Origin of the sequence: Ohtaekwangia koreensis, assembly GCF_900167975.1 — a bacterium.
GTDB classification, from domain to species: Bacteria; Bacteroidota; Bacteroidia; order Cytophagales; family Cyclobacteriaceae; genus Ohtaekwangia; species Ohtaekwangia koreensis.
In genome coordinates, this window is the sequence record NZ_FUZU01000001.1 from 2,542,629 (window position 1) to 2,565,320 (window position 22,692).

Here is a 22,692-nt window from a genome sequence, read left to right on the forward strand (position 1 = left end):
TATAGGGGGATGAGCGTTTAACCGTATTGTGAAACTGGTTTTGATTTTTTTAAAGCAAGTAATCCACGAAGACACCATGGCAAAGAAAACGAAACAGGTTGAAGATAATGCTTTCAGTTTATTAACGGACTTTGATATATATCTTTTTAAATCCGGCAAGCATTATAAGTTGTATGAAAAGCTTGGCGCACATGTCGTAAGCAATGGTGACACAGAAGGTACATACTTTGCGGTATGGGCTCCTAATGCGCGCGCAGTTTCAGTTATCGGATATTTTAATAACTGGAAAGATGGTGTTCATAAACTTAATCCACGTTGGGATCAGTCGGGTATATGGGAGTGTTTCTTCCCCGATGTTAAACATGGTGAAGCCTATAAGTATGCTATACTTTCCATCACAGGAGATTATCTTGAGAAGGCAGATCCCTTTGCTGCCTATGCAGAAACACCACCGCGTACTGCATCTATAGTATGGGAACCAAAGTATGAGTGGCAGGATAGCGCGTGGCTGGAAGAACGCAAACAGCTTGCGGGCAAGCCCAAACCATACTCTGTGTATGAAGTACACTATGGCTCGTGGCGCAGAAAAGCAGAAGAGAATGATCGTTCATTGACCTATCCGGAAATGGCAGAAGAACTTGTGGCCTATGTAAAAGATATGGGCTTCACGCACGTTGAATTCCTGCCGATCATGGAGCATCCATTCTATGGTTCATGGGGATATCAGCTCACCGGATATTTTGCACCTACAAGCCGATACGGTAGCCCGGAGGATTTTATGTATATGGTAGATTGCTTCCATCGCGCGGGCATTGGTGTTATTCTCGATTGGGTTCCTTCGCATTTTCCTGGCGATGCCCACGGACTATATAAATTTGATGGAACGTTTTTGTTCGAGCATGAAGATCCCCGCAAGGGATTTCACCCGGATTGGAAGAGCTATATATTTAACTATGGACGAAATGAGGTAAGGTCATTTCTCATCAGCAATGCTTTATTCTGGCTGGAGCGTTATCACATTGATGGTATTCGCGTAGACGCTGTGGCCTCCATGCTATATCTCGATTACTCGCGCAAAGATGGTGAATGGATTCCGAATCAATACGGAGGAAACGAGAACCTCGAAGCCATTTCATTCCTCAAGGAAATGAACGAAGTGGTGTATAAAAATTTCCCCGATGCGATCACCATCGCGGAAGAGTCAACGTCATGGACAGGCGTGTCGAGACCTACATATGTTGGCGGGCTTGGCTTTGGACAAAAATGGATGATGGGATGGATGCATGATACACTGCATTATTTTCAAACAGATCCCATCCACCGAAAATATCATCACAACGAAATTACATTCAGCATTATTTATGCTTTCACTGAAAACTTTATGCTGCCGCTTTCACATGATGAAGTCGTGCATGGTAAAGGATCACTGCTTGGGAAGATGCCTGGTGATGAGTGGAAAAAATTTGCCAATCTGCGATTGCTATACAGCTATATGTATACTCACCCGGGAACAAAGCTCTTGTTTATGGGGGGAGAATTTGGACAATCTTCAGAATGGAATCATGAAAAAAGTCTTGATTGGCATTTACTGGAATACGATGTTCATAAAGGCGCACAAAATATATTACGTGATCTGAACATGCTTTATAAACGCGAACCGGCTTTATATCAGCATGCTTTTGATAATAAAGGATTCCGCTGGATCGATTATGGTGATCGAGACAACAGCGTAATAGCCTATCAACGATTGTCAGATCATAAGGAAGATGTACTTGTCATCGTTTGCAACTTTACTCCCGAGGTTCGTTATCATTATAGAATCGGTGTACCCTACCGCGGTCAGTGGAAGGAAATATTCAACTCCGATGCCAAACAATATCACGGAAGTGATGTAATAAATTCAGGTTTATTAACGACTTCCCCGGTTAAATATCATAGTCAGGATTATTCCATTTCATTAACTTTACCACCGCTCGCGATTTCTATCCTGAAGCTTGATAAAGAATTGAATGAATTCGAGTTGAGGGATATTGGGACATAGCTGTCTTCCGTTGTCAGTAAATTGTTATCGTGAGCAGGAGAAAGCGTAATCTTCTTATACAGTGTATTACGCACACACATCACACTCACGATAACAACTAACGGATAACGATTTACGGATTTGGAAAAGTACATTTGCATTCACGGACATTTCTATCAGCCTCCCCGTGAAAATGCCTGGCTCGAAGTAATTGAAGTTCAGGATTCAGCGCATCCTTACCACGACTGGAATGAGCGTATCTCCGCAGAATGCTACGGCCCGAATGGAGCCTCACGTATTCTCAACGAGGACGGTGTCATCAAGAATATAATCAACAACTATTCGAAGATTAGTTTTAACTACGGAGCAACGTTGCTTTCGTGGATGCAGGAAAATGATCGCGAAACATACGATGCGATCATTGAAGCCGATCGTGAAAGTATAAAGAACTTCGGCGGGCACGGCTCCGCTATAGCACAGGTATATAATCATATCATTCTGCCATTAGCGAACAAGCGCGATAAGGAGACTCAAATCACCTGGGGGATTCGTGACTTCATTCATCGTTTTGGACGTTTACCGGAAGGAATGTGGCTGGCTGAAACAGCAGTAGATATAGAGTCACTTGAACTGCTGGCAAAGCATGGTATCAAGTTTACGATTCTCGCTCCGCGTCAGGCAAAATCAATTCGCAAGATTGGCGAGCTTATGTGGACAGGGGTCACTACCGAAAGTATAGACACACGAAGACCCTATACTTGCAAGTTACCTTCCGGGAAAAGTATAGCATTGTTCTTTTATGATGGACAAATCGCACAAGGTGTTGCCTTCGATGGTCTACTATATGACGGGATGAAGTTTGCCGATCGCCTGGTAAATTCCTTTAATGAAAAAAGTGATGGCCCCCAATTGGTACACATCGCTACCGATGGTGAAACGTACGGTCACCATCATAAGCATGGTGATATGGCGCTGGCATTTTGCCTCGACTATATAGAACGTAATACGCGATTCTCCCTGACAAACTATGCGGAGTTTCTGGCCAAGGAACCTCCGGTATATGAAGCTGAAATTCACGAGAACAGTTCGTGGAGTTGTGTGCATGGTGTAGAACGCTGGCGCAATGACTGTGGCTGTAACTCCGGAGGCAAACCAACCTGGCATCAGAAATGGAGAAAGCCCTTACGGGAATCACTGGATTGGCTGCGCGATGAATTGGCAACCATCTTCGAACGTGAAGCTTCCAAAGTATTAAAAGATCCGTGGAAGGCTCGTGAAGACTATATCAATATAATCCTTGAACGCAATGATGATACGATTCGTAAATTCCTCAAGGAGCATTGTCTCAAAGATGTGGAGCAGAATCACGTACTGCGGCTCATGGAAGTACAACGCAATGCCATGCTGATGTATACCAGCTGCGGCTGGTTCTTCGATGAGATCTCCGGTATAGAGACAACACAGATCATGCAATACGCATGTCGCGCTATTCAGCTGGTAAGTCAGATTAGCGAAACAAACCTCGAAGAAGAGTTTTTGCATAGACTGGAAACAGCACCGAGCAATGTTCCTTCACTGGAGAATGGCGCACAGATTTATCGTAAATATGTATTGCCTTCCAAGACCAACCTGCAACGTGTAGGTATGCACTATGCAGTAGCGTCTATCTTTGAAGAGGATCCTGAGTCGTTCCCGGTATTTAACTATACCACGCAGAACGAGATCTTTATCCGCAAGGAAGCAGGGGAACAGAGACTTGTTCTGGGCGTTACAAAAGTTCGCTCGAATGTTACGCGTTCCGAGAAGAAGTTTGCCTTTGCTGTTATATATATGGGGCAGCATAACATTATCGGTAATATATCGCTGGATATGGAGGCCGATAAATTTTCCGTTATGCAAACGCAGATCGTAAAGGCTTTCGAGGAAGGAAGGTTAGGCGATATCATCGGGTTGATGCAAACATATTTTGGGCCGGAGAAATATACTATATGGCAGTTGTTTCAGGATGAGAAGCGAAAGGTGTTCAACCTGATCACACAGCAAAGCATGAACGACCTGGAGGAATCGCTGCGCAGAATTTATAATCGAGATTATCCGTTGGTCAATGCACTGGCAAACAACGATACGCCTATTCCCAATGCTTACCGTACTACGTTTGAGTATATTTTGAATGCTGATCTGGTTCGTTGTTTTCAAACGGAGAAGATTAACATTCGCCAGGTAGAGCGCATCATGAATGAGCTTTCTAAATGGAAATTAAGCATCGAAGATGCCGGTAAAGTTGAGCGGCTCGGAGGGGAGAGTATATTTAAAGAACTCAAGCGGATTCACGGTGAAGGTCAGACGATCAGACGCATCGAACGACTCAACAGGTTGTTCCCATTGCTGCGCGATTTTAAGATCAATCCCAATCTTTATAAAACACAGAATCTATATTTCGAGATGTCGGTTCAAAATAGAGAACACAACGGTCACTCCGCAGAGTGGATTAAACAATTCAGCTTGCTTGGCGACAACCTGGGCGTGAAAGTGGAGTAGTTGCTTTCCTGAAAAGGTATCGCTAATTTTTACCGTGAATTCATCGGGCTCTCATGACGTATACATTCGGAAAGTAGCAGCATGCTTTGCATGGATAATCGTGATCCATGTTCTGGCATGTATCTACTTTACGATAACGCCTAAATACTATCCGCTTCATCGCACCGCTATAGCTCTACTGTACAAGCGTGTTTTTTTGATTGGTCCCTTTTATACCGAACATCGGATCAGTATTTCTCCAAGCCTATATATACGTTACAAAGAGAGCGTAGGGGAGTGGTCCCCATTTGTAGACTACGGAGCCGATTTGCATCGCCAATATTATAACGCTCCCTGGCAATACGACAAGCTCAAGCAGGATGATTTAATGCGTCACTTTATGCGTGAAGCTTTTAATACGAAGTGGAAGCATTCGCATGATCCTGCTGAAGTAAGCAATACTAAACAGTTCTGTACGCTAAGTGCATTTGTTACTGATGGGTTAATTGGTAAGGAGAATGTTGATTCGATACATCTCATCTATAGCTTCTCTGCATTTTCATCAGAGCAATCTGCTTTCAAAGTAGATACGGTTTGGAATATAACATTTAATCCAAAGCAGATCTGTGACATACGATAGGCTCATCGCATGGTTGTCGTCCGGCTTTCAGAATCCGAGAGCAGTCACTGTTTTTTGTAAAGCAGTGCTCATATTAACCTTGCTCCGAATATTATTTTTGTGGAATGCTTCGCTTGTCATGGTGAAGTATCATTATCTTTCCACGCCACGTTCGTGGCCCGGTAAGATTGTGTTTGCTCCTTCGGTGCTGGCAGGTGATCATCTTTCGCTGGTATATATATTCTTCATTACACTGATCATCATCGGAATCTTTATACCCTGGAATTATTTATCAGGGGCGATTTTTTTCTGGATCACGCTCAACCTATACCGTATTACCATGCCCTTGACGAATGGTGCCGACCAGGTTCAGATTGCGCTTGCAGGTTGTATGATTTTCATGGTTTCGACTCCGTATTTTAAAACTGCCAAAATGATGGCATGGCAAACCGTTGTTTTCAATGCATCTGTTTTGGCAACGCAGCTTATTATAGTCTTTGTTTATTTTATTTCGGGATGGGATAAACTTATGACGGATTCATGGCGTACGGGCGATGCGTTTTTAATGATCTCCAACCTGCAGCATCTCATCAACCCATTTTTTAAAGACCTTCTTACTAACCCTATTTTAAATATAGTACTTGCGTGGATTACGATATTGTTTGAGCTTACTTTCGTTGTATTCGTATGGTTCAGAAGTACGCGAATGTTTACGCTTATAGCAGGTATACTTTTTCATTTCACGATCGCTATCGTACTGAACCTTCCCGAGTTCGCGCTCATGATGAGCGTATCATACCTGGTGTTTTTGAAAGACTCAGCCTATATATTTTTAGAGAATGTATTTATAGGAAAACAGGTAGAATCTTAATTGATAGAGAAGTGGGCGCGGCGATTGTTTTGTGAAACACCATAATCGTTGTGTGTTCGTCATGTACAAAATCCTGCGTTGAAAAGTTTGAATAGGCATTTAATGTGGGAATGAATGTAGAATGCTTTATTCTTAATATAACAAGTAATGTAGGATGGTTCTCCTGTAATGTTTAAAGGCAGAATCAATATTTATGTCATCCGAGTCTTGCCAGCGTAAAAATACCGCGTTAATCGATAGTTTTATTTTTCCTTCAAGGAGCAGTGTCTTGGGGCATCTCAAAAATAGTGTGATGCTTTAATATATAGTTGTTTCCATACGCAGTGCTCTTAAGGTATATATCGAGCATCCTTTACGTATTTCTGCTAAGTATAAATACGGATGCTCCTCTGTGGAATTAACCTGAATAATTTATTGGTTAACAATAACTTCATTTGCGTTACTAAATGTGAATGATTGGTATCTGTATATTTTATACATATCCAATCATCATGTCAGGTGTATTGTTTGTTTTTGAGATTATATCATCAATAGTAAATACGTATGAAGTCACAAACAGAAAAAGTATGCAGAGTGATGCTCACACTTTTATTACTCATGCCGTTAGCCGCGTCTGCTCAGAATGAGAAATTCCAGGCAATTTTCCTTTACAAATTTATTGACAACGTTAATTGGCCGGATTCAAAAAGAAATCTCCGTATAGGTATCATTGGAAACACAGAAGTATTAGAGGAATTTCAAAAAATTCTGAAGGTACGGTCCACCGCGAATCTCACCGCTCAAAAAATCTCAGTATCAGAAGTGGCGACCTGTGATGTGATTTATATACCGCAATCACACAGCTCTATTTTTAACAAAGTTATGGAGTATACTAAGTCCAAAAGTATACTGATCGTAACCGAAGAAACCGATTTTGTGAAGAAGGGTGCTGGCATTAGCTTCTTGCAAGAAGAAGATAAGCTGGGGTTCATTGTCAATAAACATGCGTTGGATGCGAAGGGTTTAAAGGTGTCGACTTTACTGCTGACCCTGGGCAAAGAAATCTGATTGCATCATTATCCATTATAGAATTTCCATTTATATATTGTCTATGAAACAACTCTACATTGTTTTCTGTCGAAAAGTATTTATTCTTCCTATACTATGCCTTTTTGTTTTAAGCGGGCCGGCTTTAGTAGCACAAGAGAATGTTGAGAAAGAAGACGCTTTTGATCAGGAGTTATATGACATGTCTCTGGAAGATCTTCTGCATGTAAAAATAGTGACGGCCTCCAAGTCAGAAGAGACCGTGCGCGATGCACCTGCCGTAGTCTCTATCGTAACAGCCAAGGAAATTGAATCGTATGGAGCTGCTAGCCTTGCCGAAGTGCTTGATCGCGTAGCAGGACTATATATGACTGGTTCGTTTTTGCTGACAAACAATATGCCTACCATACGAGGAGAGACCAATGCAGTTTGGTCTACCAAAGTATTGGTGTTGATCAATGGTCGTCCTTATAGAGATAGTTACCTGGGAGGAAATCAGGTTGAGGTTTTTAATGCTTACCCGCCCGATGCTGTTGAGCGAGTTGAAGTGATACGTGGCCCCGGGTCTGTACTATACGGAACGAATGCTTTTACAGGTGTAATCAATGTGATTCTTAAGAAATCAACCAAAAATAATTTTCGAACTACTACGTGTTACGGAAGCTTCAATACCAGGCAAACCGAAATTTCTGCTGGTGTAAAGCACAATGATCTTGTAGTAGATGCGAGTATAAATTTTTACAATACCGATGGATGGAAATTTACAGCCAGAGATGAGAACGCAATCATCAGAAGCAAGACCAAGCCGGTTTATGATTCTATTATCAATCCTGCCCGTACAATTTATTTAGACCGTACCGGTCTGGGTGCAGTTATAAGCAGCTCGTATAAAGGATTTACGCTGAATACCTTTTACGGCTATACCCGCGCTCAGCCTATGTCTAATGCAGCGCAGTGGCTTATTCCAGTAAATGGTGGTCCTAATGCAACACCAATTGCATTTGAAGTATATACCAGCAAACTGTTTGCTGACTTGGGGTATAGCAAAGATATCACGCCATATTACTCTACAGCCATTAACGTAACTTTTAACCGAACGGCATTTGATATCTCACGTGCTGATTTTAAAAATAAGCCAGTCATTACATTGAGTAATGATGTTTTAACAGAATGGTCAAATATTTTGAAATTCCGTAAAAACTTAAAAGCTATCGTTGGGTTGGTGATGAATAATCAACGAGGGAATGCATCGGATAAAACAAAAAACGCGGATGGCACAGCATTTTCAAACAACAGAGAATTTGTGAATTCCGATGGATATTACTTCGTGCCGGATTGGAATGAAACCTGGTATAGTGGATATGCGCAACTTGCTTATTCTCCATTTAAACTTCTGAAAATTGTAGCTGGTGGGCAGGCCAACAAAGTTACTGGCGTTGATATGAAATATAGTCCGCGACTGGCTGCTGTTTTACAAACTAAATCGGGCTTTGGTGGTAAATTACTGTATGGTAGTGCTTTCCGTTCGGCAACTCCGGGTGGCGAAAAAGCCATTGACGTAACAGGGGTGATTCGTGGTAATCCCAATCTGTTGCCGGAAGTAGTGAACACTTCTGAGATTCAATTTTTTTTAGTGAAGAAGAAATTTGAGGCATCTATCAATTATTTCTATAGCGATCAATCGAATAAGATTGTACGGACGTCCACTGCCGATCCGGTAAATGAAATTCCAAATACACCACAGTTTGTAAACAGAGGCAGCCAGACTTCTCGCGGTATAGAGGCGGAAACTAAATTTTACATTTCTTCACGATGGAGTACCCTGGCATCTTTTGCATCCCAGACAAGTAAAAATGATTTAGGGTATAAAGATTATTCCGGCACGCCTTTATATATGGCGAAGCTCGGTATAGATTATAAAAATAGTCGTGGTTTGCAGGTTGGTGTTTTTAATTCATTTTATAGTAAAGGAGGAAATATACGGGCTAAGTTTTCTTCGGAAAATGTGCCGAGCAATTTTGCAGGTATTCCAACGGATGCGAACCCCAAAATGAAAACAATAAACTTCCTGACAGCAAATGTGAGGTTGTCTCTTCCCGAGTTTCTGGAGAAACCAGACATGCCGGATATAACTTTATTCTGCTATGGTGTTAACCTCTTGGATCAACAAGTTTACTATCCTGAGTTTTCGCGTAGAAATATAAATACATATCCGGGAAGAGCTGGATTTAATATTCACACAGGAATTACAGTAAAGATGTAGTATCACTAGACAGTGTCGGTTGGTTAAATGGCCGGCACTGTTTCTTTTTTTGTACTGTCGAACGGCATAGGTGTATATTATATCTGTTGGCTCAGATTGAGCAACGTGCTTGACACCCGGAGGCTACGCAGATCAAGCGTTGATTTATTTACTGCAAATCCGAGCTTGTTCTTCTCTCTTTGAAAACTGATACAGGCACCTTTCTTGGTAAGACCAGGAGCCTCGGTAACAATCAGTATACTTTTCCTGCTGGTGTTCTCCATGATGGTATTGAACATTGAATTTTGCTTCTCGGGCAGGAACACGATGTCGCAGGTAGCCGCTTCTGCCGATGTAATTTTCTTTACCGAGATTGTACTGTTGTTACGGCTTTGCAGTATTTTCTCAAACTCATCTTGCACAGGGGATTTTCCCACGATGCCTACCACTAAATTTTTCCTCACGTCAGGCCAGTTTATGTTCTCTATGAACTTATAGAGAAAGATCGCCTGAAACTTTTCGTCCTGTGCCTCCGATATTTTCGGTATAAAAAGTAAGAGCAGAAAGAAAAGGACTGTTGTTTTTTTTACGAACACGTTCATTGATTAATTTTTTGTTACTACCAATTAATGGATGCTGAGCAGCAAATACCGGATTTAGCACAATGATCACACAGCGATACTGCATAAACTAAGTGAAGTGATGCTCTCGCAACTATGTTCAAAGAAATAGAGTTTGTAGCTGGTCTTTTATAGAATGAGCGCTACAAAATGGTTACTATAAAAAGGCATAAGAGAGAGAGAGTTTTTTATACCGCAGTTGGAGGAGTGACAACATGGTAACAGACATTCGCAATTGAATTAAGAAGGTATACATGCCGTATCTCTATACACTTGTACTGTTTCTTAATAAATACAAAAAAATAGCACCTATGGTAAGGCATACCTTTGATATCAATTTATGACCCTCGGTAGAATATATATCCTATTAACGTTGTCGCTGTATGCTTCATTCTTTGTTGTGCAGGCTCAGAACAGGACGATCGATAGTCTTACAGCAGTTCTTCAAACTGTTCCCGATGACACTAATAGGGTGAATTGTCTTATTGATTTATGCTATGCCTACGGTGAGACAGATATAAACAAGATGCTTGAAACAGCGCATGAGGCATTGGCATGCGCGAAACGGAATAATTTCGAGAAAGGTATGTCGGATGCCTACGGGTTACTGGGTTCAGCTTATGCAGACGCAGGAAACGAACGTAAAGCCGTTGAATTCTATTTGGAGTCGCTACGCATCGCAGAAAAGCGAAATGATTTAAAGTTGATGGCCATTAATTATCATGACCTAGGCTCTTCATACCAAACCGAAGGTAAATATGACGCAGCTATTCAATACTATCAAAAAGCAATAGCCATTTGGAAGCAAACCGGGAATAAGAGAGGACCGGTTACAGTCATGTACAACACAGGGTATGTCTACCAGCAACAAGGCAAAGATTCCCTTGCATTGTCGTACTATCATGAAACTGTAAAGCAAGGCAGTAAGATAAATAATCACTATCCTGTACTGTTGTCCATGATCAATATGAGTGGTCTTTATTTGAAGCAAAAAGACTACGGGAAGGCTCATGAATATATAGAGAAAGCTTTACAGTTTGCGGCCAATAAAGAAAATACAAATGTACTTTCTGAGATATATGGTGTTTATAGTGAAATATATGCAGCGGAAGGCCGGCTGGAAAAGGCAAAGGAAATGGCCGAGAAAGGATTGACTCTGGCGAAACAATACAATATAAAGCTATATATCTCACAAAACTATAAACGTCTTGCCGATATACATCATTCCCTTGGTAATTCTGAAAAGGCGTATGATTTTTTGTCATCGTATGCTGCATTGAACGATAGTGTTAAGAGTGAATCCAATCAAGCTGCCATGGATAAGATGGTGCATAGCTACGAATTGGAAAAGAAGGATATAGAGCTCGCAGCACAAGTGCAGCAATATGAGTCGGGTATATTTCGGAGAAATGCATTTATAGGATTACTGATCTGTTTGTTGCTGTTGGCGTTTTTACTGTATAATAGAACAAAATTAATATTGTCTTCCAGACAACACCAGCTAAAACACTACACACAAAGACTGCTTGAGAAATCAAAAATTATATCCAGCATTACGGAGGAACTGGAAGCATTGAAAAGTAACGCGACAGCCGTTGATGAGAACATGGAAAAGTTCGGAAAAATACTTCATCTGAAAATTCATACTGAAGATGAGTGGGAGAATTTTAAAAAAGCATTTGACGAAGTGTATCCCAGTTTTTTTAATAACCTCCGCTACAAGTATCCCGGTATCACGGCAGCTGAACTCAGGCTTGCTGCCATAACGAAGCTGAATTTGTCAATTAAAGAGGCTGCCTCTATGCTCGGTATCTCGGCGGAAAGTGTAAAACAATCGCGTTATCGCCTCAAGAAAAGAATAGGTGTTCCGGAAGACTCTTCGTTGAAAGAGTTTTTAGAAGTCACCCGGTAAATATACTATATTTAAGTATACATTTTTTTTAGTTAATCAGACTGGCTGGCATAAGTAAGGTGTCTGGTACACGAAGCGGGTATCCCGCATAAATCAATAGACATCAAGTTGCAAAGGACACTGCCCCGATACAGGGAGCAGGATAGCTGTGTTTGCAGTTACCTGTAATGTAATTATCAAATCGATTGATGTATATCTTGTCATATTTTTGACTCTGAACGAAGTCGGGTTCATTGTAATTCTTTATCAGGATGTATTCCGTTATGATGTAGTTGCATGCCCGTTCTACACATGTTAGTTAATAACGCATCTGTCATTTTTAGAGGTATATAAATGCGGTCTTGTTTTCATTGCCGACTGCTGACTAATCTTTTGTTATGTATATGGCGTATACTGAGATAACCAATTAAGGGTGGGTTATTATTTCGGTTGCCATGGATTGGTATCTGTAATTTTTTAGCGAATTCTTTTAATGATCGATTTTTTTATACCAAATGATATAGGATATGTCGTGATGAAACAGTGCATTTATGCGGTAGACTGAGCTGGTGCCGGATTCTGAGATGTGCTTCGTTACCTTTGCCGGTATAATGTTTGGATAATATATACTCAGGGAGGGCGATTTGATAAGTAATGGTCAAATCAATTGGCGGATTGCTTTTGTATCAGGCAACATGTCTAGGGGTGAGTAATTGATATCTCTGTGAACTGAACCGTAATCGCACTGTTTTATTAACACTATATATAAATATGAGGCTATTCTACTATTTGAGTCACAGAATGTTTATCCAGGTATCATGTGTTATCTTCTTTTTACTATTCAGCTTTTCTTTGATGGCACAGGATAGTTCAATGGATTCCACCTATACCGATACACAATTGTACGACATGTCTCTTGAAGATCTGTTGAATTTGAAAATTACGACCGCATCCAAGCAGGAAGAAACAGTGCGCGATGCTCCTGGTATTGTTTCCATTGTAACCGCAAAGGAAATTGAATCTTACGGAGCAACCAATCTGGCAGAGGTGCTTGATCGGGTGGCAGGTATATATATGACCGGATCCTATACATTAACCAACAACCTTCCGGTAATGCGCGGTGAATCATCAGCACACTGGGCAACCAAGGTGTTGATATTGATTGATGGACGACCGTATAGAGATAGTTATCTTGGCGGCACACTCATGGCGGTTATGAATGCCTACCCATTAGAGGCTATTGAAAGACTGGAGATAATTCGTGGTCCCGGATCTGTATTGTATGGTACTAACGCTTTTACAGGTGTTATTAATATTATTTTGAAGCATGCCGGTAAAAACGAGTTTCGTATGAGTACGCGGTATGGAAGTTTCAATACAAGGCAGGCACAAGTATATTCCGGCATCAAGTATAAAGATCTGACGTTAGACGCAAGTGTAAATTTATATACTACGAATGGGTGGCAATTTACAGCGCGCGATGAACGTGCGATTATTCGGAGTAAAACAGTACCGGTATTTGATTCGATTGTAAACCCTGCCCGAACAATCAATATGGATAGAAATGATGTAGGAGCTTCGTTGCGGGCAGATTACAAAGGCCTTACTGTTAATACATTTTTTGGACGTTCAAGCTGGCAAGCCATGAATAATGCATCGCAGTGGGTGGTGCCTGCCAATGCAGGGCCGAATCAAACACCAACCCGCTTCGAAGTATACTCCGACAAAGTGTTGGGAGATATAGGTTATAAAAAAGATATTACTTCGTTTTGGACGAGCTCGCTTAACCTTACCTGGAACAGAACAAGGTTTGATTTAAGCCAGGCCGATTTTAAAAACAGGCCGGTAGTAACACTTGCCAATGACCTGCTGGCCGAGTGGTCTAATACGATAGCGATAAGGAGTGATCTGAATGGAGTGATTGGTTTTATGCTTAATAACCAGCAGGGCTCTGCCAATGATGAAACGAAAAATGCTAATGGTACTGCATTTACACAGAACAAAGAGCAGCATAATGAAGATCCGTTTTACTATGTGCCGCACTGGAATGAAACCTGGTATAGTGGCTATGCACAGTTAAGTTATACTCCTTTTGATTATCTGAGAGTAGTAGGGGGAGTACAAGCCAATAAAGTTACGGCACTTGATATGCACTACAGTCCGCGGATAGCTTTGATTCTGAAAAATAATTCCGGATTTGGTGGTAAACTGTTATATGGAAGTGCATTCCGCTCAGCAACACCCGGTGGAGAAAAGGCAATCGATATACCGGGTGTTCTTCGCGGTAATCCGGATCTTTTACCAGAAGAGGTTAGTACATCCGAGGTTCAGGTCTTTATGGCTAAGCACAAGTTTGAGACATCAATAAATTATTTTAGAAGTGAACAGTCAAACGAGATTGTACGAACTGCAGCCAATGACCCTGCCAACGAAATTGCCAATACACCACAGTATACTAACAGAGGCAGCAAGACATCCTACGGTATTGAAGCCGAGGGTAAATTTTATTTCTCTTCACATTGGAACAGCATTGCTTCATTTGCATTTCAGCGTAGTAAAAATGATGCCGGGTATAAGAACTACGGAGGCACGCCACTATATATGGCAAAGCTCGGTGTAAACTATGAGAATGCCCGTGGTTTAGACGTAGCGGTATTTAATACCTTCTATAGTACAGGTGGGAATATACATGCAAAGTTCTCGTCTGAAAATATACCCGCGAATTTTGCCGGTACACCAACCAATGCAAATCCTGTAATGAAACCGGTCTGTTACCTGACAGCAAATGTGAAGCTGGAACTGCGTGAGTTTTGGCAGAACCCGGACGTTCCGAATGTAACTGTATTTTGTTATGGTGTAAACCTGCTGAATCAGAAAGTATATTATCCGGAGTTTTCACGAAGAAATATTAACACATACCAGGGAAGGGCAGGGTTTAATATTCATGCAGGGTTGATGTTAAAAGTATAAACGAAGTATATAGATCGCCAGCAAATAAAAAAGTCGGACTCACATCCGACTTTTTTTATTTGTAAAGTTTTTACTTCGATTAATATACTTCTTCTTTTAGTTGTTTATTGTCGAGATAGTTCCATACCAGGCTGCTGGCGCCTAATATAGGAGCTGCCTGATTCTGTAAACCTGAAGGCAGAACTTTTACTTTGCCACGGAACAGAGGCATCAGGTTCGCCTCCATGTGTTTGATCGTTGGCTTGAAGATAAGATCTCCCGCTAGTGAAAGTCCACCGAATAAGAAGATTGCTTCCGGATCAGTGTGAACAACCGTTTCAGCGAGTTTCATTCCCAATATCCTTCCGGTATATTCAAAGGCTGCCAAAGCAACAACATCACCACGCACAGCGGCTTCTGTTATCATCTTGGTAGTAAGATTATCGAAACTTATACCACGAAGTTCACTTGGTTCAAGGTGATCTGCCAGTAATTTATATACCGTACGTTTTATACCCGTTGCCGATACATAGGTTTCGAGGCATCCACGTTTACCGCAGTTACAGAAACGTCCGGCAGGGTTTACGGAAGTATGTCCTACTTCACCTGCTATACCATGTTTACCATTGAGAAGATGTCCGTTGCATACAAAGCCGCTGCCTAAGCCGGTGCCCAGTGTAATAACAACAAAGTCTTTCATTCCTTTGGCAGAACCATATACCATTTCGCCAACCGCTGCAGCATTCGCATCGTTTGTTACAATGGCAGGAATATCAAACTCTTCCCTGAACATATCTGCCAGGGGAATGATGCCTTTCCACGGTAAATTGGTAGCACGTTCAATCGTTCCTTTGTAATAGTTTCCGTTTGCTGCGCCTACACCTACGCCGATAAGTTTATGAGCAAACGAAATTGTTGCTGTAGCCTTACGAAGCGCTGCTGCCAGGCCGCCAAAGTAATCTTTGAACTCTTCGTACTCGGTAGTTGAAATGCTGCCCTGGAAAACAACATTGCCATCGCGATCAACGATACCATATTTGGTATTCGTTCCTCCGATGTCGATTCCAATGGTTAGTTCTTTCATGGTAAAATTTGAATTATTGATTGGTTTGGTTGGACTCTATCAGATCGACAAGATCTTTGCTATACGCATTGATTCTTCGTCAATTTCATGGTGATTCTGCATGATGATATCGAAATTATTATAAACAATCTTATTGTCCTTTATACCGACCATCACATCACTTTTTCCATTCAATAAACCTTCTACAGCTGCTATACCCATACGACTCGCCAATACACGATCGAAGTATGTAGGAGCACCCCCACGCTGAAGGTGTCCGAGAACTGTAACTTTAATGTCGAAATATGAAGAGCGCTCCGCTACTTTCTTGGCCAGCGTATGCGCATCACCGATCTTCGATCCCTCGGCTACTACAACAAGATTTGACTTCTTGCTGGTTTCTTCTCCTTCACCTAAAATTTTATATAGTTCCTCGAAGGACATAGTCTCTTCAGGTATAACGATTGCAGCTGCGCCTCCTGCTATACCACTGTTGATAGCGATATATCCGGAGTGTCTGCCCATTACTTCAATAAAGAAAAGGCGGTTGTGGGAAAGGGCCGTATCGCGGATTTTATCTATAGCTTCAACAGCGGTGTTGGTAGCTGTATCATAGCCGATGGTATAATCTGTACCTGACAAATCGTTGTCAATCGTTCCAGGTATACATATAGAAGGTATACCGAATTCCTGGTGGAATTTGTGAAGTCCTGTAAACGTACCATCACCACCGATAGCAATGAGTGAATCTATACCTTCACTTCTAAGTTTACCCAATGCTTTCAATCTACCTTCCGGTGTACGAAACTCTTTGCTGCGTGCTGACTTTAATACTGTTCCGCCACGCTGCAGGATGTTACCTACCCACCGTGCGTCCAGTTGTTCGAAGTCACCTTCAATCATCCCTTCATAACCACGCATTATACCTACGCATTCTGTCTTGTAATACGTACACGCACGTACTACTGCACGGATGGCTGCGTTCATTCCCGGAGCATCGCCACCCGACGTGAACACCCCAATCTTCGAAATTTTATTGCTCATCTGGTTGAAAAATCCATCAAAAATAATGTACTGTTAATATTTTACAATCAATTAGTTTATCATTCCGATTTCAATCGTTTGAAATAATTGATTAACCCGTTTGTAGAAGAATCGTGAGAAGTGATTTCTTCGGTTGTCGTGAGTTCCGGAAGTATTTTCTTAGCCAAAACTTTTCCGAGTTCAACACCCCACTGATCAAAGCTGAAGATGTTCCAAATGATCCCCTGGGCAAAAATCTTATGCTCGTATAAAGCGATCAAACTTCCCAACGTTTCAGGAGTCAGTTTTTTGAAGAGTATACTGTTGCTGGGTCTGTTCCCTTCGAACACACGGAAAGGAGCATGAAATGCAATAGAATCTTTATCGAGTCCTGCTTTAGCAAGTTCTTGTTCAACTTCTTCACGCGTCCTGCCGCGCATCAGTGCTTCGGTTTGTGCGAAGTAATTGGAAAGTAATTTATCGTGATGATCGCTGATCGGATTCTGACTGATAGCCGGAGCTATAAAATCGCAAGGTATAAGTTTAGTGCCTTGATGTATGAGTTGATAAAAAGCATGTTGACCATTTGTACCCGGCTCACCCCAGATAACAGGGCCCGTCTGATACGTTACAGGCTCACCATTGCGATCAACAGACTTACCATTACTCTCCATATTGCCTTGCTGAAAATAGGCAGCGAAGCGATGCAGGTATTGATCGTACGGTAAAATTGCTTCAGATGCAGCACCGAAGAAGTTATTATACCAGATGCCGATGAGGGCAAGTATGACCGGTATATTTGTTTCGAACGGTTCATTCTTGAAATGATTATCGACAGCGTGTGCGCCACTCAATAGCTTTTCAAAATTTTCAAAGCCAATGGTACAAACAATGGATAGCCCTATAGATGACCACAATGAATAACGACCACCTACCCAATCCCAGAATACAAACATATTCTCAGGTGCTATACCAAACTTGGTTACTTCTTTTTGATTGGTAGATACAGCAACAAAGTGTTTTGCAACTTCACCTTTACCTCCGGTTTTTTCAAGGAACCATGTGCGTGCTGATTCAGCATTCGTCATCGTCTCTTGTGTGGTGAAAGTTTTGGATGCTATAATAAACAAAGTCGTTTCAGGATTAACACGCTTTAGCGTCTCTGCTATATGTGTTCCATCTACGTTGGATACAAAATGAGGTGTGATGTTTTTCCAATAGGGGCGAAGCGCTTCTGTTACCATATAGGGACCGAGGTCAGATCCTCCTATGCCGATGTTGACAACATCCGTGATCGTCTTGCCAGAAAATCCTTTCCATGTCCCATTGTGAAGATTAGTGGAAAAGTTTTTCATCTGATCCAACACCTTGTTAACATCCTGCATGATATCAGCATCATCAACCAGGATAGGAGTGTTGGCGCGATTACGCAAGGCTATATGTAGCACCGAACGGCCTTCCGTTTGGTTTATAGCCTCACCACGAAACAAGGCATCGATAGCATCTTTCAATTCTACTTCGCGTGCTAATGAAATCAATTCCTTAATGACTTCTTCGTTGATTATGTTCTTGGAATAATCGACCAGTATATCATTGAACTGTGTGTGAAACTTTTCAAAGCGACTGGGATCTTCGTCAAACATTTCGCGCATGGGGGTTGCCTGCATCGTTAGAAAAAGCATTTCAAGTCTTTGCCAGGCTGCGGTTTCTGTTGGATTCTGGTTTGGTAACATAAGTAAAAAATTAAGGATGTGCGAAGATAGAGTTTATCGTCAGAAAGCGAAAAATAGCGCAACGATCAACGCTTTCAATAGAAGTTAAAATCAAAAAACGAAAGGGCTAAAGCGTAAAAGCCCGAAGCATAAAGTCATAGTAACTTTTGCTTCAGGCTTTTACGCTTACTTTATACTTCTGATTTGAAGCATTAAGCTTTTATTTCTTAAACTTACTCACCAGCATGGCGAGCTTCTCTTCCATGCTTACCTCTTTCTCTTTTTCCTTTTCTTTCGGCTTATCTTTTTTGCCTCGTGATGGAGACGTTCCGGCCGAAGGTTGAGGTTGATCAGCAAATGGATTACTCTTCATGGAAAGTCCGATACGCTTGCGAGGTACATCGACCTCAACAACAGTAACTTTTACTTTCTGTTGAACTGTAACAACCTCCTTGGGGTCTTTAATAAATTTATCAGACAAGTGACTGATGTGTACCAGTCCATCCTGGTGAACACCGATATCGACAAACGCACCAAAGTTGGTTACGTTCGTAACAATACCTGGAAGTGACATTCCGATTTTCAGATCTGCTATTGAATTTACACCATCCGTGAAACTGAAGATCTCGAATACTTGTCGTGGGTCACGTCCGGGTTTTTCAAGTTCGGTAAGTATATCTGTCAACGTAGGCAGACCAACTTTTTCTGTTACATATTTTTTAAGATCAAGTTGCTTGCGCAGCTCCCCACTGCTCATCAGATCTTTTACGGAGCAGCCCAGGTCACTGGCCATTTGCTGAACGATAGGATAACTCTCTGGGTGAACAGCACTGGCGTCAAGGGGATTCTCTGCTTCGCGGATGCGTAAGAAACCAGCCGCTTGTTCAAAAACTTTTTCACCAAGACGTGATACTTTCATCAATGATTCGCGGCTCTTGAATGGTCCGTTTTGATTTCTATACTCAACGATGTTCTTGGCTAATGATGAACTTAATCCGGAAACATAGGAGAGGAGTTCTTTACTCGCGGTGTTTACTTCAACACCTACAGAGTTCACGCAACTCATCACTACATCATCCAAACCTTGCTTTAGTTTTGTCTGCTCAACATCGTGTTGATACTGACCTACACCAATTGATTTAGGATCGATCTTTACCAGTTCGGCCAATGGATCAGTGAGTCGTCTTCCAATAGAAACAGCGCCACGTACAGTAACATCTTTATCCGGGAATTCATCGCGGGCAACTTCAGAAGCAGAATATACCGAAGCACCACTTTCATTCACCATGACAATGATGATCTTATTGTTGAGGCCTATAGCTTTGGCGAAAGCTTCGGTCTCACGACCAGCTGTTCCGTTTCCGATAGCAATGGCCTCTATATCATACTTCTCACAAAGCATTTTAATGAGCGCCGCAGACTTTGCAGTTTCACGTTGAGGTTCGTGTGGGTATATAACATCGTGATGTAATAATTTACCCTGACGATCGAGGCATACTACTTTACATCCTGTTCTGAATCCGGGATCCAAAGCAAGTACATTTTTTTGTCCGAGGGGTGCAGCCAGCAACAGCTCTTTCAGATTGGAAGCGAATACTTTGATGGCTTCTTCATCAGCCTTCATCTTCGACTCCATACGTACCTCCGTTTCCAGTGAAGGACGAAGCAGGCGTTTATAACTATCTTTTATAGCGAGCTTCACTTGTTCAGTCGCTGCATTTTCACTCTTCACATATTGACGCTCCATTGAACTGATAGCCAGTTCTTCCGGAGGATATATATCCAGCGCAAGTATACCTTCTTTCTCGCCTCTGCGCATGGCAAGCAAGCGGTGTGAAGGAGTCTTGGATATAGGCTCACTCCACTCAAAGTAATCTTTGAACTTTTGTCCTTCTGTTTCTTTACCTTTTAGTACGCGCGATTCCACGAGACCTTCAGTCCAGAAAATTTCACGGACATTTTTACGAGTGTCCGGATTTTCACTTACCCATTCAGCAATGATATCGCGTGCGCCATCCAAAGCTTCCTCCAACGTAGCGACACCTTTCTCTGTATCGATAAATGATTTCGAGAACTCTTCGAGATCAAATTTCTCCTGATCGAACAATCGCTGTGCGAGTGGCTCAAGTCCTTTCTCTTTAGCAGCACTGGCTCTCGTTTTACGCTTCGGTTTATACGGAAGGTAAATATCTTCCAGTTCGGCCAGCGTTTCTGCTGTCACGATCGAAGACATCAGGTCCGGAGTAAGCTTGCCTTGTTTTTCAATGGAGCTGATAACGGCCTCCCTGCGTTTATCCAGTTCGCGTAGTTGTTCAATGCGGTCACGGATATTGGCAATCATTACCTCATCCATGCTGCCGGTCATTTCCTTCCGGTAGCGCGATATAAAAGGAATGGTGGCACCTTCAGCCAAAAGGTCACCAACAGCTTTGACATTCTTAAGGGGTTGCGAGAACTCTTTTGCTATCTGTTCAACCCACCGTACGAGATTCTCTTGTTCCATAAATTTTAAACAGGTCGGCAAAAATAGAAGAAGGAATGTAACCTGCAATACGTATTTTTATCTGTATTTAGTTTGAATATGATACGGAAGAACATAGCCCTTGTGGCTCACGACAATAAGAAGAAAGAGTTAATTGAATGGTCGAAGCAACATCGTGACAGTATGGAGAACTTTGATATCTATGCTACAGGAACAACCGGCAGATTGCTCGAACAGGAATTGAAGTTGCCCATCAGAATGTTGCACAGCGGACCGCTTGGAGGCGACCAGCAGATTGGCTCGCTGATCTCGGAAGGAAAGATTGATGCTCTTGTTTTTTTCTGGGATCCGATGGAGCCACTGCCGCACGATCAGGATATAAAAGCGTTACTTCGAATTGCGACCGTGTGGAATATACCCATTGCCTGTAACCGGTCTACCGCAGATCTTTTATTTTCCACGCCCGTTCTTTTAAGAGATTATGAGCGCTTGAAACCGGATTTTTCTGAATATGAAAACCGGAAGCTGTAATTATTATTTTCGAGAGTTCTTGAAAATTTAATACAACGTTGTAAGTTTGCGCTCCCATTTACAAAGCGTTGCCAGGAATGGCATGGTTTCTAAGTGGTGCGATAATAGAAATGGCGCGGTAGCTCAGGTGGTTAGAGCGTTGGATTCATAACCCAAAGGTCGGGGGTTCAACTCCCCCCCGCGCTACACAACATCAAAAAGCCTGAAATCTTAAAGATTTCAGGCTTTTTTTGGTTCGAAGTGATCCTGTTCGGTTCATTACGACCTCAAAATTCTCATAATTTCAAGGTTTCTCAATTTGACTAATCAAGCGTGTTCGAACCTCTCAATCCGTTATGACTATAAATCGATTCGAGTATAGCGCAGGGCGAATATTTACCTTGCAAAAAAGTATTCGGAGTAGAAAAATGTTATTGTGTCCTAAGAATATATCTCACAGGCAACATCATTACGCTATATATGTATAGTCGTCTATTGCATATCCTTTGTTTAAACGAGGTATACATTATAGATGGATAATTCGTCTTTGGAGGAACTGTTTTTGTTTAAACAAAATAGCAAATTGAGTGACCCATTTTGATGAGCACATGGTACACTTTAAATGAGTAAATCTTACTGACGGAACAAATAATGCATATGCCGTATCGATTTTCGCGACTGGTATATGTATAGCAACTCTTTTACTTGAGTGTCAAGAGTGCTCTAACTTTCACCTGCAATAACGATAAATTGACTTGTAATAGGTGTCTTGATTATGATCGGCACCTAGAAATTCTTATTGTGGGATATATTCTTTGTAGAATAATTCTTTTTAGAAAGCTGTTTACTATGAAGCAAATGCCAGGTTCGTTAGAATTATACGCGGAGGTTTTGTTAACTACTGTATTTAAGTACAGCAAGTGAGGTGTTAATTTAACACAATATTTAGTAGTGTTTTATTTAATATTTGTATATCCTATAAATTAGGTATATATATAAATGCTGATGAGCAGTGTGTATATAGGTAATTTTACCATAAATTTAGGGTTCTGAAACCTATTTTTCACCCTTGAACCCTTAAATATAAAACTAAATGAAATTTATTGTGTGCGCTAAGTCCGTATTGCTATTGGCAGTTTTACTCGTA

Annotated in this window: 15 protein-coding genes and 1 tRNA gene; 10 read left to right on the top strand and 6 right to left on the bottom strand. The window is 41.6% G+C overall.

The window, feature by feature from the left end:
- Nucleotides 1-76: 76 nt before the first annotated feature.
- The 6 genes from glgB (at nt 77) to B5Y40_RS10265 (ending at nt 9,316) form a co-directional block, all read left to right on the top strand.
- Nucleotides 77-2,041: a 1,4-alpha-glucan branching protein GlgB gene (gene glgB / locus B5Y40_RS10240; protein WP_079686573.1), complete on the top strand. Its 1,965-nt coding sequence runs from the start codon at nt 77-79 to the stop codon at nt 2,039-2,041.
- Between the two features lie 120 nt (nt 2,042-2,161).
- Nucleotides 2,162-4,558, top strand: a complete 2,397-nt coding sequence (locus B5Y40_RS10245) for a DUF3536 domain-containing protein (protein WP_079686574.1) — start codon at nt 2,162-2,164, stop codon at nt 4,556-4,558.
- Nucleotides 4,559-4,592: 34 nt separating this feature from the next.
- Nucleotides 4,593-5,177, top strand: a complete 585-nt coding sequence (locus B5Y40_RS10250) for a hypothetical protein (protein ID WP_079686575.1) — start codon at nt 4,593-4,595, stop codon at nt 5,175-5,177.
- A gap of 79 nt (nt 5,178-5,256) precedes the next feature.
- On the top strand, nt 5,257-6,027 hold the full coding sequence (locus B5Y40_RS10255) for an HTTM domain-containing protein (protein ID WP_143785687.1): 771 nt from the start codon (nt 5,257-5,259) through the stop codon (nt 6,025-6,027).
- 543 nt (nt 6,028-6,570) lie between these two features.
- Nucleotides 6,571-7,074, top strand: a complete 504-nt coding sequence (locus tag B5Y40_RS10260; RefSeq protein ID WP_079686577.1) for a YfiR family protein — start codon at nt 6,571-6,573, stop codon at nt 7,072-7,074.
- A 43-nt stretch (nt 7,075-7,117) separates the two neighbouring features.
- Nucleotides 7,118-9,316 carry a TonB-dependent receptor plug domain-containing protein gene (locus B5Y40_RS10265; RefSeq protein ID WP_079686578.1) on the top strand — a complete coding sequence of 733 codons (2,199 nt, stop codon included), beginning with the start codon at nt 7,118-7,120 and terminating at the stop codon, nt 9,314-9,316.
- A gap of 77 nt (nt 9,317-9,393) precedes the next feature.
- Here the strand turns inward: B5Y40_RS10265 and B5Y40_RS10270 are convergent, their stop codons facing one another.
- Together B5Y40_RS10270 and B5Y40_RS29915 are read right to left on the bottom strand one after the other, a co-directional pair.
- Entirely contained in the window at nt 9,394-9,759 is a 366-nt protein-coding gene (locus tag B5Y40_RS10270) for a YfiR family protein (protein WP_245840511.1), read from the bottom strand.
- A 28-nt stretch (nt 9,760-9,787) separates the two neighbouring features.
- Entirely contained in the window at nt 9,788-9,982 is a 195-nt protein-coding gene (locus B5Y40_RS29915) for a hypothetical protein (RefSeq protein WP_245840512.1), read from the bottom strand.
- Nucleotides 9,983-10,255: 273 nt separating this feature from the next.
- Here B5Y40_RS29915 and B5Y40_RS10275 point away from each other — a divergent pair, with 273 nt between their 5' ends.
- Both B5Y40_RS10275 and B5Y40_RS10280 read left to right on the top strand, forming a co-directional pair.
- Nucleotides 10,256-11,827 (top strand): tetratricopeptide repeat protein, encoded by a 1,572-nt coding sequence (locus B5Y40_RS10275; RefSeq protein ID WP_079686580.1) that lies wholly within the window; start codon nt 10,256-10,258, stop codon nt 11,825-11,827.
- Between the two features lie 834 nt (nt 11,828-12,661).
- Nucleotides 12,662-14,776, top strand: coding sequence for a TonB-dependent receptor plug domain-containing protein (locus tag B5Y40_RS10280; protein ID WP_159453650.1), 2,115 nt, complete (start codon nt 12,662-12,664; stop codon nt 14,774-14,776).
- Between the two features lie 79 nt (nt 14,777-14,855).
- Here the strand turns inward: B5Y40_RS10280 and B5Y40_RS10285 are convergent, their stop codons facing one another.
- The 4 genes from B5Y40_RS10285 to B5Y40_RS10300 form a co-directional block, all read right to left on the bottom strand.
- A complete protein-coding gene (locus B5Y40_RS10285; RefSeq protein WP_079686582.1) occupies nt 14,856-15,839 on the bottom strand; it encodes an ROK family protein in 984 nt (327 codons plus the stop codon).
- Nucleotides 15,840-15,878: 39 nt separating this feature from the next.
- Nucleotides 15,879-16,862 (bottom strand): 6-phosphofructokinase, encoded by a 984-nt coding sequence (gene pfkA / locus B5Y40_RS10290; RefSeq protein ID WP_079686583.1) that lies wholly within the window; start codon nt 16,860-16,862, stop codon nt 15,879-15,881.
- A 59-nt stretch (nt 16,863-16,921) separates the two neighbouring features.
- A complete protein-coding gene (pgi, locus tag B5Y40_RS10295) occupies nt 16,922-18,574 on the bottom strand; it encodes a glucose-6-phosphate isomerase (RefSeq protein WP_079686584.1) in 1,653 nt (550 codons plus the stop codon).
- A gap of 199 nt (nt 18,575-18,773) precedes the next feature.
- Nucleotides 18,774-21,056, bottom strand: a complete 2,283-nt coding sequence (locus B5Y40_RS10300; RefSeq protein WP_079686585.1) for a Tex family protein — start codon at nt 21,054-21,056, stop codon at nt 18,774-18,776.
- Between the two features lie 78 nt (nt 21,057-21,134).
- Here B5Y40_RS10300 and B5Y40_RS10305 point away from each other — a divergent pair, with 78 nt between their 5' ends.
- On the top strand, nt 21,135-21,566 hold the full coding sequence (locus B5Y40_RS10305) for a methylglyoxal synthase (protein ID WP_079686586.1): 432 nt from the start codon (nt 21,135-21,137) through the stop codon (nt 21,564-21,566).
- Between the two features lie 112 nt (nt 21,567-21,678).
- A tRNA-Met gene (locus B5Y40_RS10310) sits at nt 21,679-21,752 on the top strand.
- Nucleotides 21,753-22,692 lie beyond the last annotated feature (940 nt).